The 17,393-nt window shown below is 48.9% G+C and carries 17 protein-coding genes and 1 pseudogene; 12 read left to right on the top strand and 6 right to left on the bottom strand.

The annotated features are described in order from the left end of the window. Positions 1-53 precede the first annotated feature (53 nt). The 3 genes from selD to LN737_RS20070 form a co-directional block, all read right to left on the bottom strand. The gene (selD, locus tag LN737_RS20080; RefSeq protein ID WP_405511607.1) at positions 54-1,094 is read right to left on the bottom strand and encodes a selenide, water dikinase SelD; all 1,041 of its coding nucleotides are present in this window, start codon (positions 1,092-1,094) and stop codon (positions 54-56) included. Beyond that, on the bottom strand, positions 1,075-2,145 hold the full coding sequence (gene mnmH / locus LN737_RS20075) for a tRNA 2-selenouridine(34) synthase MnmH (RefSeq protein WP_405511606.1): 1,071 nt from the start codon (positions 2,143-2,145) through the stop codon (positions 1,075-1,077). The genes selD and mnmH overlap by 20 nt, the downstream gene beginning before the upstream one ends. Positions 2,146-2,336: 191 nt before the next feature. Then, positions 2,337-2,507 carry a hypothetical protein gene (locus LN737_RS20070; RefSeq protein ID WP_405511605.1) on the bottom strand — a complete coding sequence of 57 codons (171 nt, stop codon included), beginning with the start codon at positions 2,505-2,507 and terminating at the stop codon, positions 2,337-2,339. Between LN737_RS20070 and LN737_RS20065 the strand changes: the two genes are divergently transcribed. From LN737_RS20065 to LN737_RS20050, 4 genes are all read left to right on the top strand, one after another. Further along, positions 2,496-3,272, top strand: a complete 777-nt coding sequence (locus LN737_RS20065; protein WP_405511604.1) for an alpha/beta hydrolase — start codon at positions 2,496-2,498, stop codon at positions 3,270-3,272. The two genes, LN737_RS20070 and LN737_RS20065, sit on opposite strands and share 12 nt — an antisense overlap. A gap of 119 nt (positions 3,273-3,391) precedes the next feature. Further along, a complete protein-coding gene (locus LN737_RS20060) occupies positions 3,392-4,150 on the top strand; it encodes an AraC family transcriptional regulator (protein ID WP_405511603.1) in 759 nt (252 codons plus the stop codon). Positions 4,151-4,182: 32 nt separating this feature from the next. After that, positions 4,183-5,328 (top strand): NAD(P)/FAD-dependent oxidoreductase, encoded by a 1,146-nt coding sequence (locus tag LN737_RS20055; RefSeq protein ID WP_405511602.1) that lies wholly within the window; start codon positions 4,183-4,185, stop codon positions 5,326-5,328. A 133-nt stretch (positions 5,329-5,461) separates the two neighbouring features. Next, entirely contained in the window at positions 5,462-6,337 is an 876-nt protein-coding gene (locus tag LN737_RS20050; protein ID WP_405511601.1) for a sugar phosphate isomerase/epimerase, read from the top strand. A 14-nt stretch (positions 6,338-6,351) separates the two neighbouring features. On the opposite strand, the gene LN737_RS20045 is transcribed toward LN737_RS20050, so the two are convergent. Both LN737_RS20045 and LN737_RS20040 read right to left on the bottom strand, forming a co-directional pair. Next, complete coding sequence (locus LN737_RS20045) at positions 6,352-7,866, bottom strand: DUF4832 domain-containing protein (protein ID WP_405511600.1); 1,515 nt, start codon at positions 7,864-7,866, stop codon at positions 6,352-6,354. 78 nt (positions 7,867-7,944) lie between these two features. Continuing rightward, on the bottom strand, positions 7,945-8,574 hold the full coding sequence (locus LN737_RS20040; RefSeq protein ID WP_405511599.1) for an NAD(P)H-dependent oxidoreductase: 630 nt from the start codon (positions 8,572-8,574) through the stop codon (positions 7,945-7,947). A 106-nt stretch (positions 8,575-8,680) separates the two neighbouring features. On the opposite strand from LN737_RS20040, the gene LN737_RS20035 reads away from it, so the two are divergent. The 4 genes from LN737_RS20035 to LN737_RS20020 all read left to right on the top strand — a co-directional run bounded on the left by LN737_RS20035 (position 8,681) and on the right by LN737_RS20020 (position 11,504). Then, entirely contained in the window at positions 8,681-9,580 is a 900-nt protein-coding gene (locus LN737_RS20035; protein WP_405511598.1) for a LysR family transcriptional regulator, read from the top strand. A 118-nt stretch (positions 9,581-9,698) separates the two neighbouring features. Next, a complete protein-coding gene (locus LN737_RS20030; RefSeq protein ID WP_405520469.1) occupies positions 9,699-10,202 on the top strand; it encodes a VanZ family protein in 504 nt (167 codons plus the stop codon). A gap of 283 nt (positions 10,203-10,485) precedes the next feature. After that, complete coding sequence (locus LN737_RS20025; RefSeq protein WP_405511597.1) at positions 10,486-10,851, top strand: VOC family protein; 366 nt, start codon at positions 10,486-10,488, stop codon at positions 10,849-10,851. A gap of 98 nt (positions 10,852-10,949) precedes the next feature. Continuing rightward, a complete protein-coding gene (locus LN737_RS20020) occupies positions 10,950-11,504 on the top strand; it encodes a DNA-3-methyladenine glycosylase I (RefSeq protein ID WP_405511596.1) in 555 nt (184 codons plus the stop codon). A gap of 89 nt (positions 11,505-11,593) precedes the next feature. Here the strand turns inward: LN737_RS20020 and LN737_RS20015 are convergent, their stop codons facing one another. Next, positions 11,594-14,551, bottom strand: a complete 2,958-nt coding sequence (locus LN737_RS20015) for a hypothetical protein (RefSeq protein ID WP_405511595.1) — start codon at positions 14,549-14,551, stop codon at positions 11,594-11,596. Positions 14,552-14,832: 281 nt separating this feature from the next. Here LN737_RS20015 and LN737_RS20010 point away from each other — a divergent pair. The 4 genes and pseudogenes from LN737_RS20010 to LN737_RS19995 form a co-directional block, all read left to right on the top strand. Further along, positions 14,833-14,988 (top strand): annotated as a pseudogene (locus LN737_RS20010) (PLP-dependent transferase); the annotation flags it as partial. A gap of 209 nt (positions 14,989-15,197) precedes the next feature. Then, the gene (locus LN737_RS20005) at positions 15,198-16,085 is read left to right on the top strand and encodes a Nif3-like dinuclear metal center hexameric protein (RefSeq protein WP_405511594.1); all 888 of its coding nucleotides are present in this window, start codon (positions 15,198-15,200) and stop codon (positions 16,083-16,085) included. Positions 16,086-16,209: 124 nt separating this feature from the next. Next, positions 16,210-16,935, top strand: coding sequence for a carbon-nitrogen hydrolase family protein (locus tag LN737_RS20000; RefSeq protein WP_405511593.1), 726 nt, complete (start codon positions 16,210-16,212; stop codon positions 16,933-16,935). Between the two features lie 38 nt (positions 16,936-16,973). Then, positions 16,974-17,372 (top strand): OsmC family protein, encoded by a 399-nt coding sequence (locus LN737_RS19995; RefSeq protein WP_405511592.1) that lies wholly within the window; start codon positions 16,974-16,976, stop codon positions 17,370-17,372. Positions 17,373-17,393 lie beyond the last annotated feature (21 nt).

The raw sequence follows: 17,393 nt of genomic DNA, 5'->3' as shown, positions 1-17,393 counted from the left end.
TCGCGTTGGAGCGGCTGAGAAGTGCCAACCCGAAAGTTGGCACTTCAGTGCGTTTAGACTACCGAAATCAGCGGCCCATTTTCCTGAGGTTTAAGCCAGCCCAGGCGCTGATGGGGGTAGCCCTGATCCTGTAATAATTGCTCGACTTCTGCAGCCTTGTCGGGTGATACGGCCACCAGTAGACCACCGCTGGTTTGAGGATCGGCCAGAATATATTTCTGTTTATCGGTCAGCGTACCAACCTTGTGGCCGTAACTAGTCCAGTTTCGTTGGGTGCCGCCGGGAAAACATTTCTGGTCGAGGTAATAATCCAGCCCGTCGATAACAGGCACCTTATCAAATTCGATAACAGCCGAAAGACCGCTGCCTTCGCACATTTCAGAAAGATGCCCCAACAGGCCGAACCCCGTTACGTCGGTCATGGCTTTAACGCCCTCAAGCTGCCCAAATACTTCACCGAGTTTGTTTAACGTAACCATGCTTTTCAGGGCAGTGGCCGCATCGTTGGGTAACAGAACTCCGCGTTTTTGAGCCGTCGACAAAATACCGACGCCAAGAGCTTTAGTGAGGTATAAGTAACAGCCAGCCGTGGCCGTTGAATTCTGTTTGAGCTGGGGGATATTCACCATGCCGTTGACGGCCAATCCGAAAACCGGCTCCGGGCAGTCGATGCTATGACCACCCGCCAGCGTAATACCGGCTTCCGCACAGATAGCCCTTGACCCTTCCAGCACTTTTTGCGCTACGTCGGGCGGGAGTTTATCAATGGGCCAGCCCAGAATGGCTATGGCCAGAACGGGTTTGCCGCCCATGGCATACACATCACTGATGGCGTTGGCTGAGGCAATACGTCCGAAATCATACGGGTCATCCACGATGGGCATGAAAAAATCGGTTGTCGAGATCAGCGCCGTACCGTTTCCCATGTCCAGTACGGCCGCATCGTCTCGTTTATCGTTGCCAACCAGCAGCCGCGGATCGGGTTGTACGGCGAGGGGGCTATGCAGTATTTTGTCCAGAATAGCAGGGCTGATCTTACAGCCACATCCCGCACCATGCGAGTACTGCGTGAGTTTAAATGTTGTTGTATCCATCGGCTTGAACGGCCTGTTCGGGTAAAGAAAGTGTAGACGTAACGGTTAATAACTGGCGTGCAGTTTCGGCTGGATTATCGCTGGTGATGACAACGGAAACAAGCTGATCGGGTTTTCGTTTGGTCAGCGCGGTTCGGTAGGTTTTGTCGTAGTAGACAAGCACCTGCCGGATAAAATCGCTCATGCGGTTTTCACGAATGGCGGCAATGGCCTGTTTGGTTTGGAGCGGCCCCAGTCGCTTGTGTATACGTTCGGTACAGGCGATCAGAAAGTCTTTGTCCAGTTTGCCGTACTCCTCAACCAGTGCGCTGATACGTTGCTCCAGATCGACCTGTAGATCAATCAGCAGGGCGTCCCGCATCTGATGCCAGAAGGAAATGGGAATTACGAGTTTCCCGATCATCAGGCTTTCATCTTCCACCCATATTTTGCGGGTTTTATCCAGGTTTTTTAACTGGTCAGCCAGGTTGTTTTCAAATTGTTCCTGCGTAGGCTGCACCAGTTTGTTCATGCTGCCATACGACGAACCCTGGTGCTGGGCAAGGTCTTCCAGATCAATTACCTGCTCGTCCAGCACGTTGAGCTGATGTAAGATTCTGGTTTTGCCGGAACCCGTCATGCCGCCCAGTATCCAAAGCCAATAAGGAGCCTCAAACTGGTTCAACACCCAACGCCGATACTGCTTGTATCCCCCTTCAATCAGATAAACCTCAAAGCCGTACAGATCCAGTGCCCAGGCCATGGCTCCGCTTCGCATACCGCCCCGCCAGCAATGAACGCCAATTTTTTTGTCGGGGGCCATAACCAGTGCCCGTTTAATAAAACCCGACCACTTTGAGCCTGTCAGGTCGAAGCCCAGTAAAATAGCTTCTTCGCGGCCAACCTGTTTATACGTAGTGCCCACCTGTACGCGCTCTTCATTGCTGAACAGAGGCAGGTTAAACGCCCCCGGAATGTGGCCCTGCTCAAACTCGGCGGGGGTGCGCACATCGGCCAGCGGCACAGCGAGATTGAGCCCTAAAAAATCGCTTATGGTTATGGGTTTAATCATTTGACAGGGGTAACAGAGAGCGGTGTCGTCTGTTGCAGTACGTAATGAAATGAACTGCTTTTGACAGACCGCGTTTCCATGTGAAAGTTGTGGAAAATAATCCGATTTTACGTGATACAACCCACTAAACTAATCGAAGCGTAAGCCGGAGAGCCGTATCTTTCCAACCCATTTACCTACTACCCAAACGCTCATTCCGAAGTTATGTTGACCCGAACCCTAAAATACGTTGCTTTATCCTGTCTGCTGCTGGCGGCAATGCCCAGTCGGGGGCAGGGGGCAATCCCGTCAAGTCGATCTTTCCGGCAGACACCCGTTTCATTGCCAACGTAGCGTATGCGGGTGATACGTTGAAAAAACACCTGCTGGATATTTACCTGCCCGCTAAAACCGGTACCAATCCGCCCCTGGTGATCTGGGTACATGGGGGTGCCTGGATGCTCAACGACAAATATGCCGACATGAGCTACATGAAAAATACGGTACGTTCGATTCTGGAAAAAGGATATGCCTTCGCATCCATCGATTATCGGTACAGTACCACGGCCCCCTTTCCGGCTCTGATTCAGGACTGCAATCAGGCGGTGGAGTTTCTGTATCAGAATGCCGCTAAATACGGATACGACCGAAATCGGATTGCTTTAGTGGGTTTTTCGGCGGGTGGACATCTGGCCTCTTTACTGGCCTTGTCGAACAATAACCCTGTCCCGGATTTTTACGTCAACCGGAAGAAGCCGTCGTTTCGGATCAAAACCGTTGTTGATTTTTATGGTCCGGCCGATTTTCTGGCTTTGCTGCCACGGAATGCGTCCCTGGCGGATACCGCAGCCGCTGACCCCATGAAGACGTTGTTGGGTGCGTCGCCCCTGCGTCGGCCTGATCTGGCGAAAATTGCCAGTCCCGTTACGTACATTGATAAAAACGATCCGCCATTTCTGATCATTCAGGGCGAAAAAGACGAATCGGTTCCAGCCTATCAGTCGGTGTTGCTGAGTTCCTGGCTGACTCTGGCTCAGGTTAAAAACCGACTCATCATTGTGCCCGGCGCTCCGCATTACGGCCCCATGTTCGATAGTGAGTTCAATCAGAAAGCTATTTTCGACTGGCTCGATACGTACCTGAAGTAGCAGAATAGGCTCACGAAGAATTAACAGGCATAGGAAGCAGGTACTCATGCACCTGTTGTGGCTTACTCAACCATCTTTTGACGTAGCGGGTTGTATGACGATACGTCTCTGAAAGCAACATGGCGATTCACGATATTGAGTACAGAGTCATTAAGCCCAATCCTGAACTGTCAGATTTTGTGGAGAGCTTCTGGATGCTGGCTAACCACTCGGATGAAGAACAGGAGGTGATCATTTTGCCGGATGGGCGAATCGATATTTTCTTTTCGATTTCGGCCACCGAACCGTATCATGTTACGCTACTGGGGCTGGAGAGCGAGCCGGGGAAAAGCACGATCTTACCGAATACAGTAAATTTTGCCATCAGCCTGAAATTACTGGCTGTCGAATATGTTCTGGATACCCACATCGCGCCTTTTCTGAATACCGCAAGCGATCTGCCTGCCGACTTTTTTGGGTTTACGGCCAACGATTTACAGGACTTCAGCGAATTCTGTGCAAAGGCTTCGGACACAATGGCCGCTCGTCTGGACCGGAACATTGACGAACGGAAACGGAAATTGTTTGACCTGATCTATACCACCAATGGGGCGATACCCGTAAAAGAGCTTTCGGAAACCGTCTCATGGAGCAGTCGACAGATCAATCGCTATTTTAATCAGCGATTTGGCATTTCGCTGAAAGCCTACTGTACCATCCTGCGCTTTCGAGCTTCGTTCCAGCACATTAAAGAAGGCAAGCTATTTCCCGAACAGAACTTTGCCGATCAGGCTCATTTTATTCGGGATGTGAAAAAGTACGCGGGTGTAGCGCCTAAAGAATTAAGCAGGAATCAGAACGACCGATTTATTCAATTTTCGACCTTGCCGAAGTCCTAGGTTTGCGCTGGAATTAAACAACAATTTCAGCGATGTTGATTAACGATAAAAAAATTGCCATTGTCGGTGGCGGTCCTGGTGGACTCACGCTGGCAAGACTTTTACAACAAAGTGGTGCACGGGTAAACGTGTATGAACGGGACGTAACGAAAGAGGCTCGTGTGCAGGGCGCTACGCTTGATTTGCACGAAGAATCGGGGTTGGAAGCCCTGCGCCGGGCCGGACTGATGGAGGCTTTTCAGGCTGCTTACCGGCCCGGTGCCGATAAACTGCGCCTGATTGACAAACAGGGTGTTATCCGTTTAGACAATCATGAAAGTGAGCTGTATGAAGAAAATCGGCCGGAAATTGACCGGGGGCCGCTGCGGAAACTGCTGCTGGATTCTTTGAAGACTGATACGGTCATCTGGAACAGTCAGTTTGTGTCTATGACTCCGGTAGGTGATGCCTGGAAACTTACCTTCAAAAATGGTACGTCGGCCGAAGCAGATCTTGTCATTGCTGCCGATGGGGCCAACTCCCGAATCCGCCCGTACAGTACGTCGATTAAGCCGTTTTACGCCGGAATAACCATCGTAGAGGGGGCGGTTTACGAGGCTGAACGAGCTGCTCCACGTGCCAGCAAACTGGTAAAAGGCGGAAAAGTATTTGCCTTTGGGGATAGTAAATCACTAATCGTTAGCGCCAAGGGCGACGGCAGTTTAACGTTTTATACAGGCTGCAAAACGGATGAGCATTGGGTAAGGGATTGCGGAATTGACTTTACGGATAAAGCGCAGGTAGTCGCCTGGTTTAAAGCTGAATTTGCGGGTTGGGATAGCGTATGGACAGAGATGATTGAAGCAGCGGACCCCCATTTTATACCACGGCCTCAGTACTGTATGCCGTTGGATCAATCCTGGGAAGCACGGCCCAACGTGACAATGCTGGGCGATGCCGCTCATTTAATGCCGCCTTATGCGGGAGAGGGTGTCAATATGGCCATGCTGGATGCGCTGGAACTAAGCGATAGTTTAACCAGTGATGAGTTTTCCGACTGTCGATCCGCCATTGCTCACTACGAAAAAAACATGCGTGCAAGAGCCGCCGATACGGCCCGAATGACGCTGGAATCAACCGCTAGGCTACACTCGCCTGATGCGATTTCATGGTTGATCGACCTCTTTAGTCAGTCGTAAAGTTGAGTCTGTTACGTGGTATCCGGCGCCTTCGAGACCGTAAGGGTTTTAGCGATGGGTAAGTAACATTACGTAGGGGTAAACTTTATCAGCATACGGGTCCGTTTTGGGCAACTACTTAACCTCAATGTCAATGGCGGGTATCGATAGAAAAACATTCCTGAAAGAGTTGGCTCTGCTGGCCGGTACGTCCCTGCTGGCTGAAACGGCCTTTGCTTTTGAACCAGCAAAAGCTGCGGTCAAACTGGGGTTTGTTACGTATCTGTGGGGGAAAGACTGGGACTTGCCGACGTTGATCCGGAATTGTGCCGATACGCGCATATTGGGTGTCGAGCTGCGGGTAGAACATGCTCATAACGTAATGCCCGAACTGAACGCAGCCCAACGTCGGGACGTTAAAAAGCGGTTCGCCGACAGTCCGGTTCAACTCGTAGGACTTGGCACAAATCAGCAGTTCGATTACGTAGACCAGGCTCAGTTGAAGGCATCCATCGAGCGGGCAAAGGCGTTCATTCGGTTAAGTGCCGATGTGGGCGGAACGGGTGTGAAAGTAAAGCCAAATGCCTTGCATAAAGAAGTGCCTGTTGAAAAAACGATAACTCAGATTGGTGAATCCCTGAATGAGCTGGCTCGTTACGGTGCCGACCTGGGACAGCAAATCCGGCTGGAGGTACACGGAGAAGAAACGCAGGAACTTCCGATTACCAAACAGATAATGGACGTGGCCAGCCATCCCAACGCAACGATTTGCTGGAATTGTAATCCGCAGGACCTGAATGGGAAAGGTTTCGAATCCAACTTCAATCTGGTAAAAGATCGGTTCGGTGCTACCTGCCATGTTCGCGAGCTGGACCGTACCGACTACCCGTATGAGGCACTGCTGACGAATCTGGTCAAGATGAATTACAATGGCTGGGTACTTCTCGAATGCCATACCAACCCGCCCGACAAAGTAAAGTCGATGAACGAGCAGCGGGCCGTATTCGACCGAATGATTGCTAAAGCGTGATACCAGTTTGGCAATCAGCGAACGGTAAGCGTGTGGTTCAATTTGTTAAAACCTGTTTGTTCCTCCCAGAGCCCGTCGTTGGCGAATCGGATGCTATACGCTGGATTTTTGGCTAACGACGTATACGCATCGGGTAAATTAAGAAGCATCTCAAATTTCCCCGATTTCAATTCGTCGGGAAGCCTGATCGAGAAATTAAGTTGGTGGGAGCCGGGGAACCACTGCCGAACATCGGTTTTAACCGGGATCGTATAAACAGTTCCGGTTTTTAACTCTCTCAGAATCAGTTGTACTGGCCTTGGATTGTACGGAGAGGCATATCCAACATTATCAACGGTTAAAGAAACCTGTACTGGCTGACGCTCTGCTACGACTTCCGGGAATGATGCCCTGCGCAACACAAACCGATAGCCGAGTCGGCGACGAATATTATCCATACAGCCATTGGTTTGCCAGTCGTTGTTTACGTCGTTGTTGTAGCTGGCGTTCAGGTAGCTGTAGTGCATCAACGCCATTTCCTGCTCTGCTCGTCCGAGGGGCGCACAATCATTTTGTGGACTAAAGGCGTCATCGCAGGTTTCGCCCCCAACAGCGGTGTATCGGCTATCCTGCGCCATATACTGACGTAACACCGCTGTAGCGGGTCCGCGTTTGGTCGACGAATTGCCCACGCTGTAAAATGTTCCGTAATCATCAGGGCTGGCCAGAAAACAATCGTTATGAAAGCCAATCCGGGCAGCGGTCGCCTGACTAAAACCCATAGTGGCAGGCATGGCAGCCGCGGTTACGGGTGCCTGCGGACCGTAAACAAACCGCTGCTTAATCTGGGGAGTACGTACCTGCACCATACGGTCGGCCGGTAATGCCTGTAGCAGGGCCGCCAGTACCTGATTTCGAGCCTGCCAGCTGCTATCCGGCACAACCCCAAGTCCATTGGTAGAGGCATCCCCGAAATAATCGGAAAAGTAGTTTTCGCCCCAAATGCCGATGAAACCCATCTGAAAAACAGCCAGTACGTCCGCATTTTCATGCAGCAGAGGGCTCAACTGACTAATGTGCTTCAGAACAATCGCTTTCGGCGCATCGCCATAAGGCGGACAGATTTTATACTGATCAGGACAATTGCCCGTCGTGGCTTTGTCGGTATAGGCAAACCGAAGAATGAGCTTGATACCAGAGCTACGGGCAATAGCAAAATCAGCTCGTACCTTTTCCAGAAAACCCTCGCTGAGGGGACTGTCTTTGAATGTTTCCAGCCGATAACCCCGGTATACCAGCGAGCAGTAAATCGAATAACTGGCCTTCGAAACGCGCCGGGACTGGGTGCGGTAGGTAGCCAGCGCAACGGCATCGAGCGGAACAAACTTTGCCGAGGAAGTCGATATGGGGATGTAAAACCCTCGTTCGGGATTCGGGAAATCGTCCTGACTCTCGCGGTACGTTAGCTGACGTTTCTGGGCGTGTAAACTCGTCAGGCACGTCAGCAGAAAACACAACCCTAACGTGAGTAGATGTTGGCAATAGCTCATGCCTGCAAATTAACGGTTACCAACACACTGAACCACTAAAATTTACCGGGGAAGCCACATTTATAACACAAACATCCGCTAAGAAACTACCAACTCCTCCGCAACAGACACCTCAGTAAAAACAGCTTGCAGATGCTGACGGTAGCGTTTAAGCTCTTTTTCGACATCGGCATTCTTTTCAATATCGTGAAAATGAATGCTTTTCAGGGGGGCTAAGCCTGTAAAGGCATTCATGCGATGGAAACCGAAAAGCGGCCCGTCGTCAACACTTTTTTGATTGAAAAATTCACCGGGTAAGGTAAACGCCGTTTCGGGCGCATTCCAGGACGTAGTGAGCATGTAGTTACGTCCGTGCAACTGACCACCCGTTCCGTAGTTTATAGCGGGATTTGCCAAGGAGCGACCATCATTCCGGTAGATGCCCTGCTGGTGACCTTCGGTAAACACGAGGTCGAGATATTTCTTGAACGCATGGGGCAGTTGGAACCACCAGATTGGCGTATGGTAAATGATTACGTCGGCCCATACAAAGTTTGCTACTTCCTGTTTAAGGTCGTACGGCTGGTTGATATCGGTAAAGCGAACTTCGTAACCTTCCTGCTCCTGAAAAAAATCGATGGTGGTATCAAAAATGGTCTTGTTGAATCGGCCGCCGGAATGCCCGAAAACCTGTCCGCCATTGATGACGAAAATATGGTTGGTGTTCATAAAAATCTAATGGTTGAAATGTACAGCTACAAAATTACCAGCACCAGTTGTATTAGAAAAATAAGATAAATCATAGCTTTGTATTAGTATAATAATAGATAATCCGATGGTTAATTTGGAATGGTTCCGCACGTTCAAGACGATTTATGAAACGGGTTCGCTAACGGCCGCGGCCGATGCGCTATTCATATCACAGCCTGGGGTGAGTTTGCACCTGAGTTCGCTGGAATCGTATGTAGGCTATAAGCTGTTCGACCGCACATCTCGTAAAATGCAGCCTACCGAGCGGGCAAAAATTTTATATAACTATTTACTGGAACCGCTCAGTAAGCTTCAGGAAGCGGAACGACACTTCCATAAAACCACTGAGAAAGAACGGGCTACGATCAGCATAGGCATGTGTTTCGAAACGTTTCAGTTCACGCTGGAATCGTACTTGCCCACTCTGCCATTCAACGTAATCATTAAGTTTGGTGAATACCCGCTGATGCTCAGCGACCTCGATAACGGCATTCTCGACCTTATCATTACCCCGCAGAAAGGCGACTATAAACGACTGGAATATCGCCCGTTTTTTAAGGAACGTATTGTGGTAATCGGGGGTATCGAAACCGATACGTCGGCACTGGATGATTCGATTGCCAGCGGAAACCTGGAGGCAATACACGCCTGGCTCAAACAACAAATCTGGTACGGTACCACCGGCGATATGGAGCATTTGCTACGTTTCTGGCACGCAAATTTTGGTAAGCGACCTGATTTTAAGCCCAATTACATTGTACCGAACATGAGTTCGATAATTCGTTGTCTGAAAAGCGGAAAAGGCATTGCTGTTATTCCTGATTTTTTATCGCAAAAAGAAATGAATGATGGAACTGTTAAACTGATATGGGAAGGCTTCAATAAGCTTGAAAATTCACTATATTTCGGTACGAGGAAAGACACTACGTATGGTAAGGAAATACAGATGATAGAAGCAATATTTGAGAAAGAAATGCTATACTAGTAGGTTGCAGGTGGGTAAGATTTTGATGATGTACAAATGTTAATATTACAGCTCTTTTCTTACCGAAGGACGAAAGAAAACGACGCAAATAAACGTGCAGATTATGAGAGGAAGTTATATAGAAAATATTGTAGCTAAGGGAATGTTGATTGTATACGTAGCGATACTGATCTGGTTGGTGATCTTTAAGTTAAATGTCAATATTTGGTCCGTGATTGATCACCACCATCGAAGTCTTAATCTGATCCCGTTTGCGGCACCTTCCAGGGTGGAAGGGCGAATTAATTTCGGAGAAATGATATTTAACTGCGTATTCTTTATTCCTTTTGGTTTGCTGTTGAATGTCAATTTCAAGACAGTTGGTTTCTGGCCTAAGCTTACGGTTATACTGCTTTTTAGCCTTACTGCTGAGCTAATCCAATATATCTTCGCGATTGGGGCGACAGACGTAACCGACCTGATTACAAATACGCTTGGGGGCTTTCTTGGGCTGAAATTATATGATTTAAGTAATAAGTTTACAAATCAAAAAAAGCTAGATAGTATTATTATAGCTGTTGGAATAATCTTACTCGTATTATTTCTCTCAATGCACGTTAGTCATTTTATTCGAAGAAAATAGCCGTAGAAATGTTCATATTATTTTGTTTGAAAATATATTCTATAAATAAAAAAACATGCGTTATTATTTGTAGAATACAAGAAAATATCCTTTAGAAAAAAAGCTGTATTTATTTGTATAGAGAGCAGTATGTTTATTTGATAATTTCCTTTACATTATATCTGATAAAATAAGTAGCGTGAGCTAACGTAGTGTGTCATTTTTTTTTGATTTATTACGTAAATTTATTCTGAGAATAATAATACAACAAATTTTAATTCACCCTGTATATAAAGCAAAACTAATGGAAAATAGAACGAAATCAATACGGCCATTTATCGGCGCTAAAGACTTTGACTTATCGAGACGTTTTTATAGAGATCTAGGTTTTCAGGAAAGCGTTCTGTCGCATGATATGTCCTATTTCAAAACCGAAGGGCTGGGCTTTTATTTACAGGATGCTTATGTCCGGGACTGGATTGATAATACGATGATTTTTCTGGAAGTCGATGATGTAAGCCGCTACTGGAATGAGCTGGCGGCCTTAAATCTGACGGCTTCTTATGAACAGGTGAAATTAACGCCCATTCGCGACTATGACTGGGGGCGGGAATGCTTCCTGCATGACCCTTCTGGAATCTTATGGCACTTCGGGGAGTTTTTCAATTAGCGTGCCATCAGGTGAATTCATATGATTTCCCAATGAGTCCGCTTTCATGGCAGCTTCCTAACCGTTTAAGAAATCACACCCATTTACTTTACGATTTTATGTCCTATTGCCGCGCCATTGAGAGCATGTCAGCCGAACGAAAAGCATTGCACAAAGCGTATCACGACAAGCTGTATGGCTTTCCAATTCATGATGATAATGAACTGTTCTGTCGGCTGGTGCTGGAAATCAATCAGGCTGGTCTGAGCTGGGAAACCATTCTGAAAAAGGAAGCTGGTTTCAGGAACGCGTACGACAATTTTGATCTGAAAACGGTAGCTGCCTATACGGATGCCGACCGGGAACGACTACTGGCTGATGCGGGCATCATTCGTAACCGACTGAAAATCAACGCGGCCATTGACAACGCGAACACGATACTACGGCTCAGCAATGAACACGGTTCTTTCGAAAACTGGCTGGATCTGCATCATCCCAAACCAAAAGAAGAGTGGGTAAAGCTCTTCAAAAAGACGTTTCGGTTTACGGGGGGCGAAATAGTCAATGAGTTTTTGATGAGCATTGGCTACCTGCCCGGCGCACACACTGATGATTGCGCTGTGTATAGCAACGTACTGGATGCCAAACCGAAGTGGGCGCATGACAAGCCATAAGTTTATAGCAGCCCGTTGGCCGGTTATAAAATAGCCTGACCCGTACATTCAGCGGGTCAGGCTATTGCAGCTTCAATAACTAATTAACATTATTCGTCTTTTATAGGAATTACTTCACTGTAGGCAGACCCATAAACTCCATTCGGGATGAAATAAGCCTGTACGTCCCTGAACCGACTCATTTGTGGAATTGGGCCGGTTCTGAACAAGCCTCCCAGTACAGGCAGCGTTAAATAAGCTTTCCTGGAATCGGAAGGGTTTGAATAAATGAGTATTACCTGCCCCGATCTAACGGCACTGACTGGGCGGCCAGTAGTTACGACCCCGCCAGTGGTCCGGCTACGACCGGGCTGGAAGTCGATAATCTGAACTTTGCGGCCACTACGTACCTGAATCTGTGCGCCACCCAGCAGCTGCACTACGTAGTTAGGGTCCGTTATTGAGTTGGGCATGTACGTTGCCAGCGACACCTGATTGGGCAGGCTGACGTACGAAAGTACGTTTCGAAAGTCACCTATTTTTCCGGAGCTTAGATCGCGCAATTCGCCTGTACTCATCAGCGGTACAAACGCCTGGTGTTCATCGTCCCAATCGAGTCTCGACTCCATCATGACCGTTACTTCCCGCACCTCTTTTGGTTTTAAATAGATCCAGCGGTTCGACAGGTATGTCCGGTAGAACGGGTTGTTCTGCGAGGGTATCAGATAGGCTATCGTCGGGTTATCGTATGGATTGCCCACCTTAACCGTGGCTATCGTTCGCTCAGTGGGCGAGGCCGAGTCCAGATTGCTGGTCGAATAGTTCGACTGTGCTAGGCTGTTCTGGGGGTTCATATCAACCGACAGGGGCGGTCCTGCGGTGGCATAGGGTAAAACTTCGACCTGTATGCAGAAATGACCGTTAATCGGTGGAATCCAGTTTGGCGCTACAAACTCGACCGTTGCCCCGGCGGGTACGTCACGAACATCCTTAAAGAACAGGCTGGTGACGGGTGTATTACCTCCAACATTGAAGTCTTTAATCGAAAAATTAACGGCTACACCGGGCGCATCGACTGTTCCGCTATTGGTAATCTTCGCCACAATGTCGTTGGATTGCCCGGTCCATGCCGTATTAAAATAAGCAGGGTCTTTCTTTGATTTTTCGTTACGTACCTCAATGTCCGGGCTTTGCCAGGGGCGGTCGGGTGCTGCCGGCCACGGCCGAATACCCAGATCGACACCAAATACCTTATACTGGACCCGGACTTTAGCCAGTCCATTTTTTATTTCAACTACGCTAATTTTCAGTTGCTTACCGCTTCCGTCTGTATCCAGTTCCAGGTAGTTTTGGCCCGGGCCTAATATAGCACCATTGCTTTGTACAGTCGCGTCAGTTTTAAGCAGTAACACCTCGGGTCGTACGGAAGTAGACTGGTAACCCTGTGCTATGGCATCTGTGCAAACAATCCGGTCGTCGATCGGCAAATGGTTATCGCCAATCTGGCCCATTACCCTTGCCCGATATTCGAGGTAATAATTCCAGCTGGAACCCATTCTGATTTCGGCGCCAACATAGGCTGTTGCCTGCGGAGCGCCTTTCTCTACCTTACTAAGCCAGAACGTTTCGTCAACGTCGTTTTTAATCAGGAAATTAAATCGTTTCAGCCATTCGGGTCTTATCCAGCCCAGTTTCAGCCGCGATACCAGCGAAAAATGCGGACTGAAGTCACTAAAACCCATGGTATCCCAGTGGGCCAGGTTTCGAACTGGTCCAATGGCCGGGTCTTTAGCCCCTACGTCTAAAACCGCTGGCGTATATAAATCGCCCAGCCCGAGACTATGCCCAAATTCGTGACAGACTGTATCCTGATACGTTCGTCCATCAAAATCCGTCCAGTCGTCGGGCATGCTGAAGGGGTCCATGTTTTTATTCACTGTTGCCGCCGGATCGCCTGCCGTGGGGGCCGGTATTTTTACCGACAGATAATGACGCCACGGCCAGTAGGTTTTAAAGGCATCCTTTGGGTCTGAGGGATGTACGGATCGGATGACACAGCACATAATATCGAAATTCGTCAAGTCAATCTGATCGGCTGGTGCTGCCGTCTTGTTCCGTTCGATGATAACATCCACAACTGGCTGAAAATGGTAAGGAGTATTGTAGAAACGACGGGTGATGATCTGCTTCTTTTTCGTTTCGTCCGGTTCCGGGTCGGTGGGGTCGGGGATAGACCAATGCGCATAGTCGGATGGGAAATAATCTTCCCATACACCCGGCAGCGAAATCGGGCCGGCTATCTGAGCGTCTATCGTCAGGCCAATGGCTGGTTTGGCATCTTTTACGTAGTAAGAAATTTCCTCGTAAAAGCTCCGCATACTCCGCATAACTCCGTCATTGCTGTTGGCTCCATCCAGAATAACGCCTTTCCAGTTGGTTAGGATAGCAGGCATGTCGGCGGCCGGATATCGGTCACTGGCCGTATCGACCAGTAAAACCAGCACCCGTTTGGTGCCGATGGCTGGCGCTACCTCCGGATAAGTCTGTATGACCTGTCCAGTCGGGCCATTTTCTCCCCAGGTCCCCTGACCAGGTCCAATCCCGTTTACCTGTCCGTCAATCCACAAAGGAGGGCCATCGCCGATTGCACCGGCCTTTCGCGCATCAACGATAAACTCAAGGTGACCAACCGCCCGCAACTGCCCATTCGTACCCGGTGCCAGGGCAACCAGTTTGTACGTACCTGACCGGGCCCCTGCCAGCAGAACAACGTGCGGGTTTTTTGGGTCGAACGTAGGGTCAACGGCGGTCGATACTTTTCCTCCGCCATCTAAGACGACAAAATGGAGCTGATCAAATGGCACCGCCAGTGTATTGGCAATCTTCACCGGGAACCGGCGCCAGGAACCCGGAAACAACGTTGGCTTTCCCAGCCCCCGAATCGGAAATGTTACTTCCTGGAGCAGCAATTCCGGAATTTTTCTGATGAGTTGATTGAGATCACGATTCGACAGGTCGAGCACCCGTTTGGAAATGCCGAGCGAATTCTTGTTAAGGATTGTTTTCATGAAATGAGTTTAGCATGGTCACGCGCCTTGTGCGCGCAATTGATTGGGTAGTCGAAAAAGGGGCCGTTTCGAGTAACAGAAGCGTTTTAACTGGAAAGGCATTTTTGCATACCTATAAAGCTGAAAAGTACAGTACTTTCCTTTGAAGAAGGTGCCGATACAAGTGGTAGTGGCCTTAATTGAGTGAAGTTTTTATTTATCGGTAAAAACTAGTCTGGTACGTGGGGATTAATCGGCAATGTTCACAAGGAAGTGGGTTACCTTTTGATCGATCTGAGTAATCAACCACGCACCAGCAACTGAGCATAGCGGACCAGGTCAGCGCTGGTGTTGAACCGGGTCTGTTACGTCTGTCGGTGGGTACCGAACACATCGACGATATCAAAGCTGACCTGGAACGGGCATTTGTACAGATTGCTGAACCCGCACTAACCTAACGTTCGACCCTCCCCAAAACTGACCGGGACTGCATTATGCTTGATAATGCAGTCCCGGTCAGTTTTGGGGAGGGTCATATATTTATAAAGGAGCTGTTCAGTAGGATTAGTACGTTATAAGGTTTCTGAAATGGGTGTACCAACCGAACTGTTTTCTATGAGCGGATTGACGGTACGGGTTACCTGACTGTTTTTAGCAAATTCGTACTATGCATACCAATACCGTATCACGTCGCACCTTTCTGGCGGCCTCCCTCTGTTTACCGGCAATTGATTTCGTGCGGGCATATAGTCCTCCACAACTGACCGCTGGACAGGTCATCGACCGCATAAAAACTAATGTAGGTATTCCCTGGCGCGAGCAGACTGTAGATAAGTTGATTGCCGGTACGCCAGATACGCCCGTGAAAGGCGTTGCCAGCGTCATGATGGCCACCCTTGATACTCTGAAGCGTGCCAATGCCAAAGGGCTTAACATGATTGTTACGCATGAACCAACGTTCTACTCGCACCAGGACCGGATTGAACCCATTGAGCAGGACGGGCTTTACCAGCTTAAACGCGATTATATTCAGCAGAACAACCTGGCCGTTTTTCATTTTCATGATCACTGGCACGGGTTTAAGCCCGACGGTATTGCTACGGGTATGATTCGGCAACTGGGCTGGGAAAAGAACAGGGATGCCGAAAATCCCCGACTTTTCACGTTTCCGCAAACAACGCTTGCCCGTTTTGCGCAGGGAATGGCTGCTAAATTGAACATACAAACCATGCGGGTCATTGGTGATCCGCAATTGTCCGTCAGTCGAGTTATGGCCAGCTGGGGCAATGTAAGTCTCATGCCGGGTGTGCCTTTCCTGGCACAGGCTGACGTACTGGTTGTTGGAGAGACGCACGAATGGGAGTTGGTCGAATACGTACAGGATGCAATTAGTTCGGGTCAAAAAAAGGCGTTGATCATACTGGGGCATTTATTGTCTGAGCAGGCAGGCATGAAACATTGTGCCGAATGGCTGAAGGGGTTCATACCGGAAGTTCCGGTTGAATTTATTGCTTCGTCTGAGCCTTACTGGAGACCCGATCAGCCACCCAAATGAATCACCCGAAATGCGCTCAGCAACAGATTTATTGCCATTTTTATGTTTCGGACAATAAGAACTGTTGCGGCTTTGCCTGAACAGGATTGGATCAGTACGTTCGGAATATGTAAACGGCTTAGGCATGAAAATCAGCGTAGCGCAGACACGACCCGGTAAAGGAGCTATTCAACAGAATATCGAACAGCACAAAAAACTGATCGACCTGGCTGTTACGTATGGAGTCGATACCATCATTTTTCCTGAACTCTCGCTGACCGGCTACGAACCGACATTGGCGAAAGAACTGGCGACGGACTATACAGATGATCGATTTGATGATTTTCAGTTAATCAGCGACCGTAACCAGATTACAATAGGAGTGGGTATGCCTACAACCACTGAGGCCGGTATCCGGATCAGTATGCTGATCTTCCAGCCCGAAAAACCACGACAGCTCTATTCAAAACAACACCTGCATGCCGACGAATACCCATATTTTGTTGGTGGACAGGAGCCGGTTCTTTTGGCAGCCGGTGCCATAGCCCTTGCTATTTGTTATGAATTATCCGTTCCCGAACACGCCGGACAGGCATTCCAGAGTGGGGCAACCGTATATATGGCCAGCGTTGCCAAAACAGCAAGTGGGGTAGAAAAAGCGGTTGATCGTTTAGCTGAAATTGCCCGGACGTATTCAATGACCGTATTGATGGCCAACTGCGTGGGGTATTGCGACAATGTTGTCTGTGGCGGCAAAAGCTCAATCTGGAATTCAAAGGGAGAGCTGGTCGGTCAGCTAACTGACATGGATATGGGCATTCTGATTCTTGATACCGATACGTCTGACGTGTTCACCGCCATCTCAGACTAGTCTCGAATAAATAAAGCAACGTTTAAAGCAGACTAATTATGAAAATGTCGGCCAGTATAAAGAGCACTTTCAATCAGCAGGAAACCGTTGTGCAAACAAATGGCGCCAGCAAAGAAATGCAGCTATCCGTGAAGCCGTCTGGCTTCGGATCGGCCATCAATGGTGGCGAGCTGCTGCTGCTTTCGCTGGCTACCTGTTTCTGCAACGACATCTACCGGGAAGCCGCCAAACGAACGATTGCCATTACGGGTGTTGAAGTCGTCGTTACGGGCGAGTTTGGCGGAGAGGGAGAGCCGGGGTCAAACTTTACCTACAAGGCCAATGTCGTCTCCGATGCGCCTGTATCCGAAATTGAAGACCTCATCCGGTATACCGACCAGGTGGCTGAGGTGCATAATACTCTGCGGAAGGGGTTGAGTATTACGTTGAGTACGTAAACATCAGCTTGATCGCCTTGT

It is taken from the genome of Spirosoma sp. KNUC1025 (assembly GCF_045160025.1).
In the GTDB taxonomy this organism is placed as follows: Bacteria; Bacteroidota; Bacteroidia; order Cytophagales; family Spirosomataceae; genus Spirosoma.
The sequence above is the reverse complement of the archived record's forward strand: the minus strand, read 5'-3'. Positions and strand labels throughout refer to the sequence as shown.